The 18,570-nt window shown below is 71.6% G+C and carries 15 protein-coding genes; 6 read left to right on the forward strand and 9 right to left on the reverse strand.

The genetic code is table 11. The features are described from left to right. Nucleotides 1–292: 292 nt before the first annotated feature. From mmsA to ABZT87_RS15000, 5 genes are all read left to right on the forward strand, one after another. Nucleotides 293–1,840: a multiple monosaccharide ABC transporter ATP-binding protein gene (gene mmsA / locus ABZT87_RS14980; protein ID WP_355135975.1), complete on the forward strand. Its 1,548-nt coding sequence runs from the start codon at nucleotides 293–295 to the stop codon at nucleotides 1,838–1,840. After that, nucleotides 1,837–3,135 carry a multiple monosaccharide ABC transporter permease gene (mmsB, locus tag ABZT87_RS14985; protein WP_355135977.1) on the forward strand — a complete coding sequence of 433 codons (1,299 nt, stop codon included), beginning with the start codon at nucleotides 1,837–1,839 and terminating at the stop codon, nucleotides 3,133–3,135. The genes mmsA and mmsB overlap by 4 nt, the downstream gene beginning before the upstream one ends. Nucleotides 3,136–3,186: 51 nt before the next feature. Further along, complete coding sequence (locus tag ABZT87_RS14990; RefSeq protein ID WP_355135979.1) at nucleotides 3,187–4,293, forward strand: sugar-binding protein; 1,107 nt, start codon at nucleotides 3,187–3,189, stop codon at nucleotides 4,291–4,293. A 169-nt stretch (nucleotides 4,294–4,462) separates the two neighbouring features. Then, the gene (locus ABZT87_RS14995) at nucleotides 4,463–5,668 is read left to right on the forward strand and encodes an ROK family transcriptional regulator (RefSeq protein WP_355136474.1); all 1,206 of its coding nucleotides are present in this window, start codon (nucleotides 4,463–4,465) and stop codon (nucleotides 5,666–5,668) included. Nucleotides 5,669–5,741: 73 nt separating this feature from the next. Further along, nucleotides 5,742–6,830: a crosslink repair DNA glycosylase YcaQ family protein gene (locus ABZT87_RS15000; protein ID WP_355135981.1), complete on the forward strand. Its 1,089-nt coding sequence runs from the start codon at nucleotides 5,742–5,744 to the stop codon at nucleotides 6,828–6,830. Between the two features lie 48 nt (nucleotides 6,831–6,878). Here ABZT87_RS15000 and ABZT87_RS15005 read toward each other — a convergent pair whose 3' ends face one another. The 3 genes from ABZT87_RS15005 to ABZT87_RS15015 are packed head-to-tail and all read right to left on the reverse strand — an operon-like array spanning nucleotide 6,879 to nucleotide 9,198. Further along, nucleotides 6,879–7,859 (reverse strand): transporter, encoded by a 981-nt coding sequence (locus tag ABZT87_RS15005; RefSeq protein ID WP_355135983.1) that lies wholly within the window; start codon nucleotides 7,857–7,859, stop codon nucleotides 6,879–6,881. Continuing rightward, entirely contained in the window at nucleotides 7,856–8,746 is an 891-nt protein-coding gene (locus tag ABZT87_RS15010; protein ID WP_355135985.1) for an ABC transporter ATP-binding protein, read from the reverse strand. Before ABZT87_RS15010 ends, ABZT87_RS15005 begins: the two co-directional genes overlap by 4 nt. Before the next feature lie 44 nt (nucleotides 8,747–8,790). Continuing rightward, nucleotides 8,791–9,198, reverse strand: coding sequence for a GntR family transcriptional regulator (locus ABZT87_RS15015; protein ID WP_355068880.1), 408 nt, complete (start codon nucleotides 9,196–9,198; stop codon nucleotides 8,791–8,793). A gap of 179 nt (nucleotides 9,199–9,377) precedes the next feature. Between ABZT87_RS15015 and ABZT87_RS15020 the strand changes: the two genes are divergently transcribed. Then, complete coding sequence (locus ABZT87_RS15020; protein WP_355135987.1) at nucleotides 9,378–10,646, forward strand: Nramp family divalent metal transporter; 1,269 nt, start codon at nucleotides 9,378–9,380, stop codon at nucleotides 10,644–10,646. Nucleotides 10,647–10,709: 63 nt separating this feature from the next. Here the strand turns inward: ABZT87_RS15020 and ABZT87_RS15025 are convergent, their stop codons facing one another. From ABZT87_RS15025 to ABZT87_RS15050, 6 genes are all read right to left on the reverse strand, one after another. Then, complete coding sequence (locus ABZT87_RS15025; protein ID WP_355135989.1) at nucleotides 10,710–10,982, reverse strand: hypothetical protein; 273 nt, start codon at nucleotides 10,980–10,982, stop codon at nucleotides 10,710–10,712. Between the two features lie 66 nt (nucleotides 10,983–11,048). Beyond that, nucleotides 11,049–13,943 carry a hypothetical protein gene (locus tag ABZT87_RS15030; protein WP_355135991.1) on the reverse strand — a complete coding sequence of 965 codons (2,895 nt, stop codon included), beginning with the start codon at nucleotides 13,941–13,943 and terminating at the stop codon, nucleotides 11,049–11,051. Beyond that, on the reverse strand, nucleotides 13,940–15,052 hold the full coding sequence (locus ABZT87_RS15035) for an AAA family ATPase (RefSeq protein ID WP_355135993.1): 1,113 nt from the start codon (nucleotides 15,050–15,052) through the stop codon (nucleotides 13,940–13,942). Before ABZT87_RS15035 ends, ABZT87_RS15030 begins: the two co-directional genes overlap by 4 nt. Nucleotides 15,053–15,066: 14 nt before the next feature. Next, complete coding sequence (locus ABZT87_RS15040; protein WP_355135995.1) at nucleotides 15,067–16,506, reverse strand: VWA domain-containing protein; 1,440 nt, start codon at nucleotides 16,504–16,506, stop codon at nucleotides 15,067–15,069. Beyond that, entirely contained in the window at nucleotides 16,503–17,894 is a 1,392-nt protein-coding gene (locus ABZT87_RS15045; RefSeq protein ID WP_355135997.1) for a hypothetical protein, read from the reverse strand. Before ABZT87_RS15045 ends, ABZT87_RS15040 begins: the two co-directional genes overlap by 4 nt. Beyond that, nucleotides 17,894–18,361 (reverse strand): hypothetical protein, encoded by a 468-nt coding sequence (locus tag ABZT87_RS15050; RefSeq protein WP_355136476.1) that lies wholly within the window; start codon nucleotides 18,359–18,361, stop codon nucleotides 17,894–17,896. The genes ABZT87_RS15045 and ABZT87_RS15050 overlap by 1 nt, the downstream gene beginning before the upstream one ends. Nucleotides 18,362–18,570: the final 209 nt, after the last annotated feature.

Genomic DNA, 18,570 nt, shown 5'->3' on the forward strand with positions numbered 1-18,570 from the left:
GGCGGGGATCGTGCCTGGTGGCGGGCCTGGTGGCAGCGACCGGAGACGATCATCCTTCGGTCCCGCATTTGACAACGTTGCCACCGACAGGCCATGGTGCCACGAGGGGCTGCGGGGGCGGCTGTGACTGGCGAACACTCTGCTACGTCTATATTGCCGGATTGTTACATTTTCAACAGGCCCTCGCCTTGCGGATGGGCTGTTCGCCGCAATACGTTGCCGTCAACAACAAAACCGAGTGAAGGTTCAACCTTCCGGAGGCAACGATGACGTTGGCGAGGTGGTACGAGCGATGAACGACGTGCCCACCCTCCTTGAGATGCGCTCCATCACCAAGGAGTTCCCCGGAGTCAAGGCCCTCTCCGACGTCAACCTGGTGGTTCGCGCCGGCGAGATCCATGCCATCTGCGGCGAGAACGGTGCGGGCAAGTCCACGCTGATGAAGGTCCTCAGCGGGGTCTACCCGTACGGAAGCTACGACGGCCAGATCATCTACCAGGGGTCGGAGAGCAGGTTCTCCGACATCCGGGCCAGTGAGAACGCCGGAATCGTGATCATCCACCAGGAGCTTGCGCTCATCCCGGGCATGTCGATCGCCGAGAACATCTTCCTCGGCAACGAGCCGCGCAAGCACGGCGCGATCGACTGGAAGGCCGCTAACCGGATGGCGCTGGACCTGATGGCCCGGGTCGGCCTCCAGGAGGACCCGGACACCCTGATCAAGGACATCGGTGTCGGCAAGCAGCAGCTCGTGGAGATCGCCAAGGCGTTCGCCAAGGACGTGAAGCTGCTCATCCTGGACGAGCCGACGGCGGCGCTGAACGAGGCGGACTCCAAGCACCTGCTGGATCTGCTGCGGGGGTTCCGCTCGCGCGGCATCACCTCGATCATGATCTCGCACAAGCTGAACGAGATCGAGGCGATCGCCGACCAGATCACCATCCTGCGCGACGGCCGGACCGTGGAGACCCTTGACGTCAAGGCGGACGGGGTCGACGAGGACCGGATCGTGCGGGGCATGGTCGGCCGCGAGCTGGCCAGCCGGTTCCCGGACCACACCCCGAACATCGGCGAGGTCTTCTTCGAGGTCCGCAACTGGAACGTCCGGCACCCGATCTCCGCCGAGCGCCAGGTCTGCAAGGACGAGAGCTTCGTGGTGCGCCGCGGCGAGATCGTCGGCTTCGCCGGCCTGATGGGCGCGGGCCGCACGGAACTCGCGATGAGTGTGTTCGGCCGCTCCTACGGGGTGTACGAGTCGGGCACGATCATCAAGGACGGCAAGGAGATCGTCCTGAAGTCGGTCGCGGACGCGATCGACAACGGGCTCGCGTACGTCAGCGAGGACCGCAAGGCGATCGGCCTCAACCTGCTCGACGACATCAAGTCGTCGACGGTGGCCGCCAAGCTGTCCAAGATCTCCCACCGCGGCGTCCTGAACGAGGTCGAGGAGTACCAGGCGGCCGAGGCGTACCGCAAGGAGTTGCGGACCAAGGCCCCGACGGTCGACGAGAGCGTCTCCAAGCTCTCCGGCGGTAACCAGCAGAAGGTCGTCCTGGCCAAGTGGATGTTCACCGACCCGGACCTGCTGATCCTCGACGAGCCGACGCGCGGCATCGACGTGGGTGCCAAGTACGAGATCTACGGCATCATCCAGCGGCTCGCCGACCAGGGGAAGGGCGTCGTCGTCATCTCCTCGGAGCTGCCTGAGCTGATCGGGCTCTGCGACCGCATCTACACCGTGTTCGAAGGCGCCATCACGGGCGAGATCGCCCGGGCCGACGCCACCCCGGAAAACCTCATGAAGCAGATGACCTCGACGAAGAAGATGCTGACACGATGAGCCGATTGAAGGACCTTCAGAAGAACCTCTTCGGAGGCACCACCTCCAACGCTCGCCAGTTCGGGATGATCTTCACCCTGGTGGCGATCGTCGTCCTGTTCCAGATCCTGACCGATGGCCTCACCCTCCGGTCGGACAACCTGATCGCGCTGTTCCAGCAGAATTCGTACATTCTGATCCTGGCCATCGGCATGCTCATGGTGATCGTGGCCGGACACATCGACCTGTCGGTCGGCTCGGTCGCCGCCTTCGCCGGCATCCTGGTCGCCAAGTCGATGACCGAGTGGGATCTGCCCTGGCCCGCCGCCATCGTGTTCGGCCTCGCCATCGGCGCGGTGATCGGCGCCTGGCAGGGCTTCTGGGTGGCCTACATCGGGGTGCCGGCGTTCATCGTCACCCTGGCCGGCATGCTGCTCTTCCGGGGCGGCAACCAGTTCATCGGTAACGCGCAGAGCATCCCGGTGCCGGAGGGCTTCCGGGAGATCGGCTCCGGGTTCCTGCCCGAGTTCGGCCCGAACACCGGCTACAACAACGCCACGCTGCTGCTCGGTCTGGCCGCGGCGGTGGCTGTGGTGTGGCGCGAGATCCAGGCCCGCAAGACTCGCCGGGCGATGGACGCCGACCCGGCGCCGATGTGGATCTCGATTCTGCGGATGGCCATCATGGTCGGGGTCATCGCCTTCGCGGCGCTGCGCTTCGCCAGCGGTCGGGTCGGCACCAGCTTCCCGATCTCCGGCATCATCCTGCTGGTCCTGGTGATCGCGTACTCCTTCTACACCCGCAACACGGCCGGTGGTCGGCACATCTACGCGGTGGGCGGCAACTCCCGGGCGGCCGAGCTGTCCGGCGTGAAGCTCAAGCGGGTCAACTTCTTCGTCATGATGAACATGTCCGTCCTGGCCGCGCTGGCCGGCATGATCTTCGTGGCCCGTTCGGCGGCCTCCGGTCCGCAGGACGGCAACGGCTGGGAGCTGGACGCCATCGCCGCGGTCTTCATCGGTGGCGCGGCCGTCTCCGGTGGTATCGGCACCATCAGCGGCTCGATCGTCGGTGGTCTCGTCATGGCCGTGCTCAACAACGGCCTCCAGCTGATGGGCGTCGGCACCGACCGCGTCCAGATCATCAAGGGTCTGGTCCTGCTGCTGGCCGTCGCGATCGACGTCTACAACAAGAGCCAGGGGCGCTTCTCCATCATCGGGAGCCTGATGCGACCGTTCCGTCGCGACGACTCCGCCCCACCCGCCTCACCGCCGGACGCGGAGCGCGAGCCCGCCAAGGCAGCGGTGTCCGGCTGACGGCCACCGACCTCTCCACCCGTCTCACATCTAGAAAGGCAAGTCCTCACCATGCGTAAATTCTTCGGCACGTCGGTGGTGGCCATCAGCGCCGCCGCCATGCTGGCCCTGGCCGGCTGCGGTTCCGGCCGCGACGGCGACTCCGGCAGCTCCGACGGCGGCAACGCCAAGGGCTTCGCGGCGAACTCGCTGATCGGCGTGGCCCTCCCGGCCAAGACCTCGGAGAACTGGGTCCTCGCCGGTGACCTGTTCACCAACGGCCTCAAGGAGGCCGGTTTCCAGGCTGACGTGCAGTACGCCGGCGCGTCGACCACGGTCGCTGACCAGCAGGCCCAGATCACCGCCATGACCACCAAGGGCGCCAAGGTCATCGTCATCGGCGCGACCGACGCCGCGCAGCTGTCGACCCAGGTCGCCGCGGCGCACGCCGCCGGCGCCAAGGTGATCGCGTACGACCGTCTGATCAAGAACACGCCGGACCTCGACTACTACGTCGCGTTCGACAACTTCAAGGTCGGCCAGCTCCAGGGCCAGGCCCTGCTGGACGGCATGAAGGCCAAGAAGCCGAACGGCCCGTACAACATCGAGCTGTTCTCCGGCTCGCCGGACGACAACAACGCCGGTGTCTTCTTCGACGGCGCGATGAGCGTGCTCAAGCCGGAGATCGACAAGGGCACCGTCGTCGTCGCCTCGGGTCAGAAGGACGTCAAGCAGACCGCCATCCAGGGCTGGAAGGCCGAGGGTGCGCAGGCCCGCATGGACCAGCTGCTGACCTCGACCTACGGCAGCAAGGAGCTGGACGGCGTCCTCTCCCCGAACGACACGCTGGCCCGCGCCATCCTGACCTCGGTCAAGGGTGCTGGCAAGCCGACCCCGGTCGTCACCGGTCAGGACTCCGAGGTTGAGTCGGTCAAGTCGATCATCGCTGGCGAGCAGTACATGACGATCAACAAGGACACCCGCAACCTGGTGAAGGAGACCATCAACATGGTCAAGGCTCTCCAGGCTGGCAACGCCCCGCAGGTGAACGACACCAAGTCCTACAACAACGGCAGCAAGGTCGTGGACACGTTCCTGCTCCCGCCGGTCGCCGTCACCAAGGCGAACGCGGCCGAGGCGTACGCGAACGACCCGAAGCTCGCGCCGCTCACCAAGTAATCACCGCACGGTAGGCAGCAACGCCGATGGGTCCCGGATCTCCTCTTCCGGGACCCATCGTCGTCCGTGCCCCCTACGCACACCCGGCACCGATCCGGAAGGAGGTCTGACCGTGGATACACCCGTGCGGTCCAGGCCAGCCGGCGCCGGCCGTAACCCTGACTTCCCGCTGCCCCCGCTCCCCGGCGCGAGCCAGGAGGAGATCCGGCGGCAGAACCTCGGCGCCGTGCTGCGCTACGTGCACCTGCACGGGCCGACGTCGCGGGCCGAGCTGACCAGCCGCCTCGGCCTCAACCGCAGCACCATCGGCGCGCTCGCCGCCGACCTGACCGCCAGCGGCCTCGTCACCGAGGAGGCGCCGACCACCGCCCGGCGGGCCGGCCGTCCCTCCCTGGTGGTCAGCCCCCGCTCCGACCGGGTCTACGCGCACGCGCTCAGCATCGACGCCGACCGGCTGCGCGCGGCGCGGGTCGGCCTCGGCGGTCGCATCCTCGACCGGCGCGAGGTCGCCCGTCCCGGTGGCATGTCGGCGGTCGACACCGTCGGCCCGCTGGCCGATCTCGTTCGCGACATGGAACGCGGCGTCGCCTCCGACGCGCTGCTGGTCGGGGGAGCGGTCGCCGTCACCGACACCACCCGCGACCCGGACGGCAGGCTCCGGATCGTCGGCGTCGACGAGGGCCTCAGCGTGGCGCTGGAGGCCGAACTCACCGCCGGCCCGGGGTTCGTGGCCGGCGACCTCGCCGACATCGCGGGCCTGGCGGAGCACATCCGGGGCGTGGCCCCCGGCATCGACGACCTCATCTACCTGCACGGCGACCTGGGCATCAGCGCCGGCATCGTCGTCGGCGGCCGGTTGATGATCGGCCACCGGGGTCACAGCGGCAAGGTCGGCCACATGGTCGTCAACCCGAATGGCCTGCCGTGCGGCTGCGGCTCTCGTGGTTGCTGGGAGACCGAGATCGGTGAAGCCGCGCTGCTGCGCCACGCCGGCCGCGACCCGGACGACCGCGCCGCCGTGACCGAGGTGCTGCGCGCGGCGGCGGACGGCGATCCGGCCGCCCGCCGGGCCGTCGAGCAGGTCGCCGACTGGCTCGGCTTCGGCGTGGCCAACCTGGTGAACGTGGTCAATCCCGACGCCGTGGTGTTCGGTGGCTCGCTGCGCGACATCTTCATCGCCGGCGCGGACACGGTGCGGCGACGGCTGGACGCCATGCCGCTGCCGGCCTCCCGCGAGCACCTGCGGCTGCGCGCGGCGGCGCTCGGCCGCGACGCCGTCCTGATCGGCGCCGCCGAGTTGGCCTTCGACAAGCTGTTGGCCGATCCGCTGAACGTCGGCGTGGTGGGCCAGTCGGAGACCACCGAGCCGGCGTAGCCTGCGGTGCGCTGCTGGCCATCGGCTCGGCAGCGTCGCGGTCCTGTCGGTGGCCGCCGTTAGGGTCGGCGGCATGGTTCCCCACCACCTCGATCGCGCGCAGGCACGCCGGATCGCCGTGCGGGCGCAACTGCTGGCCGCTCCTCGGCCGACCGACCTGCTGACCGTGGTGCGTCAGCTGACCCTGGTGCAGATCGACCCGACCGCCGCCGTCGCGCCGAGCGCGGACCTGGTCTGCTGGAGTCGGCTCGGCTCGGCGTACGAGCCGGTGCACCTGCAACAGGCCCTCGAACGGGGCCGGACGCTCTTCGAGCACCAGGCGATGGTCCGTCCCATGGACGACCTGGGGCTCTACCTCGCCGCGATGGCGGCCTGGCCCACGCACGAGCGGCCGCGCGCGTGGCTGCGGAGCAACGACTCGTTCCGTCGTGACGTGCTCGACCTGCTCGCGCGCAGCGGGCCGTTGCTCTCCCGCGACATCCCGGACACCTGCGTGGTGCCCTGGCCGTCGTCCGGGTGGACCAACAACCGCAACGTCACCCAGATGTTGGAGTTCCTGGTGCTGCGCGGCGAGGTCGCGGTCGCCGGCCGCCGGGGCCGGCAGCGCCTGTGGGACGTGGCCGAGCGGGTCTACCCGGCCGGCACACCCGTCGTCGGCCTGGAGGAGGCACACCGGCTCCGCAACGAGCGGCGGCTGCGGGCCCTGGGCATCGCGCGGGAGAGGGCGATGGTCGTTCCGGGTGAGCCGGCGGACGTCGGCGCCGCCGGGGAGCCGGCGGTCGTCGAGGGCGTCCCGGGCGTCTGGCGGGTGGATCCGGCCGCGCTCGGGCAGCCCTTCGCCGGGCGTACGGCGGTGTTGTCGCCCTTCGACCGGCTGGTACACGACCGGGTCCGTCTCGCCGAGCTCTTCGAGTACGAGTACGTGCTGGAGATGTACAAGCCGAAGGCCAGCCGGCGGTGGGGCTACTTCGCGTTGCCGATCCTGCACGGCGACCGGCTGGTCGGGAAGGTCGACGCCACGGCCGACCGCCGGCGCGGCACGTTCACGGTGCACGCCGTCCACGAGGACGTGCCCTTCACCGCGGAGCTGACCCGAGCCGTGCACGACGAGCTGCGTGACCTCGCGTCCTGGCTCAAACTGACCGCCGAGGGTCTGCGCTGACGGGTGATCGCCGAGGCCCCCGTGGCTCCGGCGATCACCTGCCCCCGATTACGCGATCCGGCGGACCCGACGCACGGCGAGGTAGAGCAGGAGCACGGCGAGGGCGACGAAGATGCCCGTCTCGATGCTCTGGAACAACCAGAACCGGTCCGCCGGCTGGTACAGCTCCCAGTTGTACGCGCCCGGTCCGATACCCAGCTCGGCGCCGCAGGCCTGGCCGGTCGGGCCCTTGCCACCCGGCGGGCACTGGATCCGGGTGTTCTCCGCCGCCATCGTGCCGTCGGCGTTGCGGACTCCCACGGCGAGAACCCAGTTGCCCCGGTCTCCCTCCGGAATCCCGGGCCCCTCGATCGGGAAGGTCTGGGTGCGGGCGGGCTGGTAGTGCGGTCGGGCCAGGATCTCCACCGCCGCCCGTACGCCGATGAACCCGGCCAGGGTGATGCCCATGGCGGGCAGCATCCGCTTGAAGATGGTGCCGGCGAAGATGCCGAGCGCCACGGCGAAGAGGGTGTAGCCGATCGGCACGATGCCCTGCAGGTCGAAGACGATCATGCCGAGTCGGCCCTGGTGCGCGGCGTGGGTGAGCGGTTGGACCCACCACGACATGCCCAGTCCGTAGCCGACCGCGAGGAGCACGACGGCACCGCCGACCAGCCCGAACTTCACCAGCGCCCAGCGGGTGCGGCCGACGCCCTGGGTCCAGACGAACCGGTGCGTACCCTGCTCCACCTCGCGAGCCACCAGCGGCGCGCCCCAGAACAGGCCGACCAGCACCGGCAGGGTGATCAGCAGCACCGCCACCAGGTTCAGACTGTCGTACCGGTCGCTGAAACGGCGCAGGCCCACGTCGCAGGTCTGCGCGGCAGCCTCGCTGAGGGTGGACGGGCGCAGACACTCCGCCAGCCCGAGGTCGGCGAAGGTGTGCCGCATCGACAGGCCGATCGGCACCAGCACGGCGGCGAGCACCAGGAACCCCAGGAGGGTGTAGAACGCCAGCTTGCGGTGTTGCCGCCAGGTCAGCCAGATCATGCCGCCACCCCCCACTCGCTGTGACTGGTCTGCGTGACGCCGTCGGCCAGGTAGGCCAGGACGACGTCCTCCAGGCTGACGTCGCGCACCGCCCAGGCGGGGTCGGTGACCGGGCCGTCGGTGCGCACCAGCAGCGTGGACTGCCGGTCGGTGTGGCTGGCCCGGACCACCTGCGCGACGCCGCCGATCGGACCGCCGTCGTGCCGGGGGCCGACGAGCTGCCGGTGCGTCGCCACCAGGTCATCGACCAAGCCGGTGAGCTGCACCCGGGCGGCGTTGAGCACGATCAGGTGGTCGCAGACGCGCTCCAGGTCGGCCAGCAGGTGTGAGGAGAGCAGAACTGTGGTCCCGGAGTCCGCGACGCTGCCCATCAGCGACTGGAGGAACTCCCGCCGGGCGAGCGGATCGAGGCTGGCCACCGGCTCGTCGAGCAGCAGCAGCCGGGGTTGTTTGGCCAGCGCCAGAGCGAGCGCCACCTGGGCCCGTTGCCCGCCGGAGAGTTTGCCGACCGGCTTGTCGGGCGGTATGCCGAGCTGGGCCAACCGGGTCCGGGCCAGCGCCGCGTCCCACCGCCTGTTCAGCTTGCCGCCGGCGATGACCAGCTCGGCGGCGGTGAAGTCCCGGTACAGCGGGGTGTCCTGGGCGACGAACCCGATGTCGGCCAGCCCTTCCGTGTCGCCGTACGGCGACCTGCCGAACACCCGCACCGCGCCCTCGTCGGGCTTGAGCAGCCCGACGGCCAGGTGCAGCAACGTGCTCTTGCCCGCGCCGTTGGGCCCGACCAGCGCGGCGATCCGCCCGGCCGGAAGGTGCAGCGAACAGTCCCGTAGCGCCCACGTTCTGCCGTACCGCTTGCCCAGCCGGTCGGCCTCCAAGACCATGTCCATCCTCTGTCCTCTCGTAGCGCCGCGTGCTCGCTGCGCTCGCCCGCTCACGCGGGCTCCTTCTGTGGGGTGTCGTCGGCGAGAGTGGCGCGCAGTGTGGTCTCCACCAGGGCGACGACGTCCTCGGCCGTGAGGCCGGCGGCCTGCGCCCGGTGCAGCCACGCCACGAGGTCGTCGCGCAGCTCGGCCTGGTTGGGCAGGGACGCGCCGGCCAGGGTGCGCTGGACGAACGTGCCCACCCCCGGTCGGCCGCCGACCAGACCCTCGATCTCCAACTCCCGGTACGCCTTCAGCACCGTGTTCGGGTTGATCGCCAGCGACTGGGCGACGTCCCGGACCTTCGGCAGCTGGTCGCCGGGTGCGAGCAGACCGACGCGCAGCGCCTGCTTCACCTGCTGCACGAGCTGCATGTAGGTGTTCACCTTCGACCGGCTGTCCAGCACGAACTCGATCACTCGTGATGATCCTTCCTGTTGTCCTACGACAGTAGGACTAATAGACAGCTTGGTAGGACGCCCGCCCTCTGTCAAGCGGCTCCGCCGCCCTGGCACCCCCGGGCCAGCGATTGGCACCGACGGGTCAGCCACCCGGGAAGGGAACCGGCACGCGATCCGTGCGGAGGGGGAGGTGCTCGATGGTCACCAACGAACTCACGACGACGAGGGCGACGCCGTTGCAGGTCGCTCGCGCCCGGGGCCGGGTACGCGGGCGGTTGATCCTGCTCGGCCCGGCGTTCGTCGCCGCCGTCGCGTACGTCGACCCGGGCAACTTCGCCACCAACTCGGCTGCCGGCGCCCGCTACGGCTACCTGCTCGTCTGGGTCGTGGTCGTGGCCAACCTGATGGCCATGCTGGTGCAGACCCTCACCGCCAAGCTGGGCCTGGCCACCGGCCGCAGCCTGCCCGAGCTGTGCCGCGAGCGCCTGCCCCGCCCGGTGAACCGGATGATGTGGGTGCAGGCCGAACTCGTCGCGATGGCCACCGACCTGGCCGAGGTGATCGGTGGCGCGGTCGCCCTGTACCTGCTCTTCGGCATCCCGCTGCTACCCGGCGGGATCATCATCGGCGCCGCCGCCTTCGTCGTGCTCGCCCTGCGCTCGCGCGGGTTCCGCGCGTTCGAGATCGCCATCGCCGTGCTGCTGGGCGTCATCGTCCTGGCCTTCGCGGCCAACCTGCTCGCCGCCGGCTCCGATCCGGGCTCCGCCGTGGCCGGCCTGGTGCCCCGGCTCCAGGGCACCGACAGCGTGCTGCTGGCCGCCGGAATCCTCGGCGCCACAGTCATGCCGCACGTCATCTACGTGCACTCCGCGCTGACCCGCGACCGCATCCCCGCGACCGACGACGCCGAGCGCCGTACCCTCTTCCGTGGCCAGCGCACCGACGTGCTGCTGGCCCTGACGGCGGCCGGCGCGGTCAACCTCGCCATGCTGCTGATCGCCGCGGCCAGCTTCCGGGGCGGCGGCCCGGTGGGCGCCGATAGTCTGGAGGGGGTGCACGCCGGCCTCGGCCAGAGCATCGGTACCGCCGCCGCGTTCGGGTTCGCGGTCGCCCTGCTGGTCTCCGGGCTCGCCTCCACGAGCGTCGGCACCTACGCCGGCGAGGTGATCATGCAGGGTTTCCTGCGCCGCCGGGTCCCGCTGCTGCTGCGTCGGCTGGTCACCCTGGCACCCGCGCTGGCCGTGCTCGCCATCGGCCTCGACCCCACCCGCGCCCTGGTGTTGTCGCAGGTCATCCTCAGCTTCGGCATCCCGTTCGCGCTGATCCCGGTGGTCGCCTTCACCCGCCGCCGCGACCTCATGGGCAACCTGGTCAACCACCCGCTCACCACCGCCGCCGCGGCCCTGGTGGCCGTCCTGGTCGTCGCCCTCAACGCGTTCCTGCTGTGGCAGGTCGTCGCCGGCTGACCCGGCGGGAACGGATTCGATCCGCCCGCCGGTCGCGGCCCGGTCGGGCCACGACCGGCGTGGTCAGGTGCGGCGACCCTCGTCGCGCGCGGGGATCTCCTGACGCTGTTCGAGGGCGTCCGCCGGGTTGGCCTCCGCCGGGAGCGACGTGACCTCCTCAAGCGTGCCGGCCGGAAGGGCGCCCTGCTCGGCCAGGTCGGCCTCGGACGCCTCCGGGTCGACGTCGCCGGACACCCGGTCCGGCGGCCCGACATCGAACGCGTCCTGTCGCTGCTCGGCGGCGTCCGCCTCCGGCGGAGGAATCGGTTCGCCCTGATCATCCCGGAACGTGCTCATCGAGAGCCTCCTGCCCGACGGGTGTCGACATGCCGCCGGGCCGCTGCCTACCCGCCGTGGTCGCGCTCACGCCTGGCCCAGCACTCGCGCGAGGACGGCCTCGACCGTGTCGGGATGCTTCGCCACCAGCGCGGCCGCGCCGCCCGGGTCGGCGGGAGCGTCGGTGACCGGCAGCCACCCGCCGTCGTGTCCGAGCAGAGCGGCGATCGCGTCGACCGCCTCCGGATGCGCGGCGACCAGGACGCCCACCCGACCCCGTGGCGCGACGACGGCGCGCTCGTCGCCCACCTCCTGCGCACCCACTCCCGGCGGCGGCGGGGACGCGACCCACGGCGGCACCCAGGAATCCAGCTCCGGCAGCGCCTCCGGGAAGGTGCGCCCCGCCTCGCGGATCAGCAGCGGGACCAGCTCCGGCCCCTGGTCCCGCAGGGTCGTGATCAGGGACGGCAGCCATGGCAGCAGCACCGGGTCGGGTAGCCGGGCGAACGCGGTGGACATCGTCTCGACGACGAACGGCGCCAGCGCGGGCACCGGCTCCAGCGCGTGCACGAACCCGGCCAGATACTGCGGGAAGGCCGGCACCACCAGCGGGTTGGCCAGCAGCTCGGCACACCGGGCCCGCAGTTCGGCCAGCGGCAGCAGGCCGAGCTGGTGTCGGGCCGCCCAGAGCAGGGCGACCTTCGCCGGCGCCGTCGGGTGCGACTGCCCGACGGCCAGCTCCAACTGAGACCGGTCGCAGCCCAGCGACAGCGCCAGGCCCTCCATGGAGAACAGGAAGCCGAGCATCGCGCCGACCTGCCGGACCCCGGTCTCCTCGGCGGCGATGGCGGTCGGCAGCAGGGTGCAGTAGTGCGCGTACCCGGTGGTCACGAACGCCGCGCACCAGGGCGGAAGGGTCGGCGCGGTGGCCCGGTAGTGGGCCAGCAGGCGCCGGATGCGGCGCAGCACGTCCGGGGCGTCGTCGACGGTGCGCTCGGCGGCGAGCAGGTCCACCGCACGCGCCCCCAACTCGTCGACCAGACGAGGGCTGTCGAGCAGCCGGATGGCGTCCTCGACGGCGGCCAGCGCACCCGCGGCGGTGGCGTCGGGGCCGCGTACCGCCCGCCGCAGTCGCTGCTCCAGGACCTGCTCGACGGTCACGCCCTCGTAGCCCAGCTCGATCAGCGCCCGCTGGTGGCGGCCGAGCGCCAGGTCCCAGCTCTCCTGGACCGAACGGTGCCCGAGCCGACGCTCGCCCATGATCGGGCGGACCGCGGCCGGTGGCAGCAGGTGCCGCAGGATCCACAGCAGGTCCGAGCAGCGGCCCAGCTCCGGCTGGGCGGCCAGATCGAGCAGCGCCCGCTGCACTGTCCGCTTCTCCGGGGCCAGGCCGAGGGGCTGGAGCCGATCGAGCACGTCGCGGGCCAGCGGCGGGAGGGCGTCGTAGCCGACCTGACCGATCCGGTCGCCGCCCAGCAGGATCTCGCAGAGCCGCCGGACGTCGCGCCGGCCGGGCACCACGTCCTTCTCGATGCAGGTGACCGCCGCGTCGGCGAAGTCGTACGGGGTGGGCCGGGCCCGGTTGCGCAGGCCGGCCAGCAGTACCGAGGTCTCGAAGACGGCGATCGCGTCGGCGGTGCTGGCCAGGTACCCGTTGCGCCGGGCCAGCCGGACGATGTCCACGCACCAGCCGCGCAGCTCCGCCTCGTCCAGGCCGTCCAGGTCAGGCGCCGCGGCGAGGAAACCGGTGAGCCGGTCGCTGACCGGCCCGGCGGGGGAGGGCGCCGTCGGGGTCCGGCCCCGCCGCCCCCGGCTGGTTCCGGTGCGCTGGCCGTCCAGCCGGTACGGGGACAGCCTGTGCCGGCTCACCGCCTTCGTCCAGGTCGCCGCCGCGATCGACACCGAGCCCGGCGCCAGCCCGAACTGGGCCTCGATCGCGGAATGGCTGGACGGGATCAGCCCGTACCGCCAGCGGGTGTCGGTGCGCGGGGTGATCTCGAAGTCGTCCGCGGTGGAGCCCAGCCCGAACTGCTCGACCCGGCTGGCGGCGTGGAACGCGCCGCAGACGTAGAGGCAGTCGGCCGGATCGACGCCGGAGGTGGCGAGGTGCTGACGCATCCGCGTCCACATGTACCGCTCGCGATCCTCGTCGCGGTCCAGCCGATCCTCCCCGGCCGGGCGCAGCCGCCGGAACAGGCTGCCGATCAGCACCATCACCTGCCGGTAGGTGTCGTGGTCGGCGTCGGCCAGCGGGCGTTCCACGTACTGGTCCCACCACTCCGACCAGTGCCGCACCTTGCCGTGGTGCAGCAGGTACGCCTCCAGCTCCGCGAACCGGGGCCGCAGGTCGCCGATCTCCACCCCCACGGCGTCGCCGTGCAGCCCGGACTCCTCTCCGGTCGCCGTCGGCCCGGCCGCGCCGCCCCCGTCGGTCGCCCCGGCCGCGCCGCCCCCGTCGGTCGCCCCGGCCGCGCCGCTCCCGCCGGTCGGCTGGTCGCGCGGCGACCACTGGAAGACGTGGTCGGTGGAGCGGTCCACCAGCACCAGCTCCACGCCGGGGGTCTCCAGCGCGTACGCGATGGCCTGGTACTCCGCCGACGCCTCGGTGACCGGCGCGACGACACTGAGCGGCCCCCAGTCGGCCGGGAAGCCGGACAGCTCCGACGCGAACGCCTGCACCGCGACGGGCAGACGGCAGTTGCGCAGCTCCCCGAGCAGCGGCTGGAGATCTTCGCACAGCTCCAGGTAGATGACCCGGGGCTGCTTGGCCCGCAGCCGGCGCACCATGGCCAGCGCGGAGGCCGGTGAGTGGTGGCAGACCGGGAAGATCTCCAGTCGCTCGCCGAGCGCCCGGTCGACGTCGTCGACCATGCCGGCGAGGATCGCGCCGAGCGCGTCGGCGGAGCCCGCGAACGCGGCCGCCGCGTCGCTGAGCTGCTCGCGGAGCGCGCCGAACGGGCCGGCGACGGTGGACGCGGTCACGACAGGGACGCGATCGCCTGACGACCGCCGTCGAGGAAGCCCGCCCACCCGTCGTCGTCCTTGCGGGCCCGGGGCTCCACCACCCCGTGCAGGTACTTGTTGAGGATCGCCAGGTCCTCCGGGCTGCGCCGGGCCAGCGACCCGACCAGCGAGCCGGCGAGCGTCGCCGCGCGCAGCGTACGGTCGCCGAAGAACTGGCTGTGCAGGATGGCGTCCTCCAGCACACCGATCTGCTCGGCGGTGGACAGCGCCGACTCCAACTTCTCGTCGTCGCTGGTCGCGGCGGCGGCGCCGGCGCGCAGGTCGGCGAAGCTCTGCAACAGGATGTCCAGGAGGGTCGGCGGGACGTCCAACTCGATGCGGTGCCGGCGCAGCAGCTCCTCGGTGCGGAACCGGACGATCTCCGCCTCGCTGCACTTGTTGGTCACCACCGGAATCCGCACGAAGTTGAACCGCCGCTTGAGCGCCGAGGAGAGGTCGTTGACGCCCCGGTCCCGGCTGTTGGCGGTCGCGATGATCGAGAAACCGGGTTGGGCGAAGACGATGTTGTCCTGGTCCAGGTCGGGGATGGCGACGTACTTCTCGGACAGGATCGAGATCAGGGCGTCCTGCACGTCGCTGGTGGAGCGGGTCAGCTCCTCGAAACGCCCGACCACGCCACGCTCCATCGCCGTCATGATCGGTGAGGGGATCATCGACTCGCGGGACTGGCCCTTGGCGATCACCATGGAGACGTTCCACGAGTACTTGATGTGGTCCTCCGTCGTGCCCGCGGTGCCCTGCACGACCAGGGTCGAGTTGCGGCAGATCGCGGCGGCCAGCAGCTCGGCCAGCCAGCTCTTGCCGGTGCCGGGATCGCCGATCAGCAGCAGACCCCGGTCCGAGGCGAGGGTGACGATGGCCCGTTCGACGAAACTGCGGTCGCCGAACCACTTCTGCGGGATCTCCCGGGACAGGCCGTCGGCCCGCTCCGAGCCGAGGACGAACAGCCGGACCATGCGCGGGCTCAGGCGCCACGAGAACGGCTTCGGGCCGGTGTCGACCGACTCCAGGAAATCCAGCTCGTCGGCGTACGTGACCTCGGCGGGGGCGCGCAGCATCTCGGACATGAGGGGTTGCTCTCCTAGGTGAGGAAGTTCTTCAGCTCGACGACGAGCTTGCGGATGTGACCGGAGATGACCGGGGTGCCCTGGTCCTTGAAGCGCTGCCGGAACCAGGGGTTGACGCTCTGCTGCCCGGAGCTGCTGACCGAGCCGACCGGAATGACCTTGACGCCGGAACGGTGTACGGCCTGGAGCCCGTCGAAGACCGCCTGGTGGTTGGCCTCGTAGAAGTCGGAGATCCACACCAGCACCGTGTTCTTCGGCTCGGCGATCTTGGGCCGGGCCAGCGTCAGCGCCGCCGTGCCGTCGGTGCCGCCGCCCAACTGGGTACGCAGCAGCACCTCGAACGGGTCGTGCACCCACGGGGTGAGGTCCAGTGCCCGGGTGTCGTACGCGACGAGGTGCACGTCGACCTTCGGCAGCCCGGCGAAGATCGAGGCGAGGATCGTGCAGTTGACCATCGCGTCGACCATCGAGCCGGACTGGTCGACGACGACGATGAGCCGGGACGGCGTGGTACGCCGCGCGGTGTGCCGGTAGTAGAGCCGGTCGACGTAGAGCCGCTCGTCGTCCGGGCTCCAGTTGGTCAGGTTCTGCCAGATCGTGCGGTCGAGGTCCAGGTTGCGGAACACCCGCTTGGGCGGCACCGACCGGTCCAGTGCGCCGACACTGGTCTGTTGCACCTGCGTCCGGAGCACCTCGGCGACCTCGTCGACGAAGCGCCGGATCAGGGCCTTCGCGTTGGCCAGCGCCACCCCGGACAGGTTGGCCTTGTCGCGCAGCAACTGCTCGATCAGCGACATGCTCGGGGTCAGCTGGCTGGCCAGCGCGGGATCGGCGAGCACCTCCCGCAGGTGCATCCGCCGGACCAGGTCACCTTCCAGGCCGGCGAGGGTGCCGCCCAGCCCGCCGCCCTGACGACGCAGCTCGCCGGGCTCGCAGCCGAGGGCCTGCTCGAACCAGCCGGCGTCGGACTGCCAGCGGGCCAGTTGGGTGGCGCTGACCGGACCGGAGCCGGTGGCGAACACGTTCAGCAGCACCTTCGACACCAGCGCCGCCCGGCGCACCTCGGCCGCACCCGGCCGGTAGGTGGAGCCGTCGCCCTCCGACCCGACCGGCCCGGTGCCCTCCGGGTCGGCGGCGTCCGGTTCGGCGGCGTCCGGGTCGACGGTGTCTGGCTCGGCGTCGTGCGGCTGGTCGTCGTGCGGCTGGGCTTCGGCGGAGGTGAGCAGGCCGCGCAGCTCTGCCGCGAGTGCCGGGAAGCGCTGCACGATGGTGTCCACCGAGACCGACGGGTCCAGCAGGGCGGCGGGCAGCCCGAGGTCGTCGACCACGGCCACGCTCGCCGACTCCAGGCCGGGCTGCTCGTCGCGGTCGAAGAGGCGGGACAGCAGCCGCCAGTAGAGGACCTGACGGCGGTTGGCGTCGGCGAACCCGCCGGTGGGGATCGGCGCGGTCATCGGCGCAGCAACCGTCCCGCGCGCTCGCGCAGCACGGCCACGGCGTCGCCCGCCCGGGCCTCCTCCTTGGCGACCTTCGGATCGGTGACGCCGCACGCCCAGTCGCCGTTGTGTGCCTGCACCGTCCGCCGCTTCACAGTCGCCCGGACCGCCAACGGCTGGAGCAGCCAGCGGCCGTCGTCCCAGCGTAGGAGGCCCAGGCAGGCCGACGCGGCGGCGACCAGGTCGCCGGTCAGCGGGCCGGCGGCCGGCAGCCGGTCGACGGCCAGCACGACCCGTTCGCCGTCCACCTCGATGCCGAGCGTGCCGTCCTCGTCGCGGATCGCGGCGCCCTCGACGAGCACCGGCTCGGCGATGCCCGTCGGGTGCCGGTCGAGGGGGTCGGTCGCGGCCGTGCTCGCGGCCGGCAACAGCACCCGGGCGGTGGCGAACGGGTCGGCGGGCTCGTCGAGCTGGACCCGGTCATCGACCCAGCCCAGGTCGCCACCGCGCAGCGGCAGATCGGTCACGACCAGCGCCCGCCGCTCGGCCAGCGCGGTGAGCAGCAGCGGGTGTGCCGACAGCAGCCGCCAGATCGCCGGCCCGACGATCGTGTCGACCTTCGCGGCGGCGACCGCCGTGCGGACCAGCAGCGCCGGCCCGCCGTCCGCCGGCTCCAGGACGGCGTGCAGCTGGACCTGCACGGCGGTGTCGTGACTGTGCACGTCCACACCGAGCGGCAACAGCCGCCCGGAGACCGCCGGCGCCTCACCGGTCGGCGGTGCGCCCTCGGTGAGCAGGACGCCACGGGCCCACAGGTCGGCCCAGCGGCGGGCCGGCACCTGCGCCATGGTGGCGACCGGAACGCAGGCCCGCAGCTCCGCGGCGAGCCCGTCGAGCAGCACCGCGATCCGGCGCAGCTCCGGCACGGCCAGGCTGGCCTCGACCACCCCGGCGGCGGCGGAGAGCAGCTCGTGGTCGACGCCACGCCAGCCGGTGACCGCCACCTCGTGCCACCAGGCCCGCGCTCCGGCGAGCGCGGGCGGCGTCTCGGAGGGCCCGGTGGTCGGCGTCGTCCACGGCGACCGGGTGCGGCCCAACGCCTCGTCGAGCTGCCCGAGCAGGGCGTCGTGTGCCGCGCCGAGCAGCGCCGAGCGCGCCCCGGCGAGCGCGGCGAGGTGCTCCGGGGTAACCGATCCGGCGGTGACCGCGTCGACCGCGGCGGTCACCGGGCCACCCAGTGGGGTGCCGGCCAGCGCGTCGGCGAGCGCGGCGAGCGCCGCGGCGCCCCGTTCGCCGATCCGACCGAAGCCGTCGGCGAGGGCGTCGTCGAAGCCGGCGACCACGTCGAGCGCGTCGCTCAACCCGGCCGGGACCGCATGCAGGCGCGCGACCTGGGCGCCGCGCATCAGCGGCCGGACCCGGTGGCCGGGAACCAGTGCAGCTCGGGCAGCGCGACAGCGCTGACGGGCAGCTCCAGGTAGGAGAGGTGGCGCAGGAAGCGACTGAACACCACCGCCGCCGAGGCGGGCTCGGGCTGGCCGTCGAGCCGGGACAGCAGCTCGCTGCCGTCGGCCAGCCCGTCGCCGACGTCGACCCGCAGGTAGCGGGCCACCCGGTCGACGCCGTACTGGAGGACGGCCTCGTCGGCGAGCGCGTGCAGGTGCTTGCACGGGATGCCGCGCAGGCCGCCGCAGGGCCGGTTGTTGTTGGTGCTGCACTGGTAGGCGTGGGTGCCGGCGGCGACCGACGAGACGTAGACCCGCTCGACGTCCGACCCGCTGGAGACCACGCCCTGCAACCGGCCGTCAGCCAGCTCGACGAAGGGCACCTTGGCCAGCTTGCGGGGGCGGGCGGGCGGCACCACCGCCACCACGCTGCGCCGCCGCCAGTCGGCTCCGTCGGCGTTCGTCACGTCACGGCCTCCCACTTCGAGAAGAATCCAGGGTGGTGCGCACGCCGGCCGGTGCCGGTGCCGCTACGACGACACGATCATGGACTACGGGTACGACAGATCCGGTGGCGGCGCCGGTCCCCGCGAACCGTTCGGCGCAGCCAGCGCGGCGTTCGGCTCGCGGCCGTGCC

It is taken from the genome of Micromonospora sp. NPDC005237 (genome assembly GCF_040607775.1).
In the GTDB taxonomy this organism is placed as follows: Bacteria; Actinomycetota; Actinomycetes; order Mycobacteriales; family Micromonosporaceae; genus Micromonospora.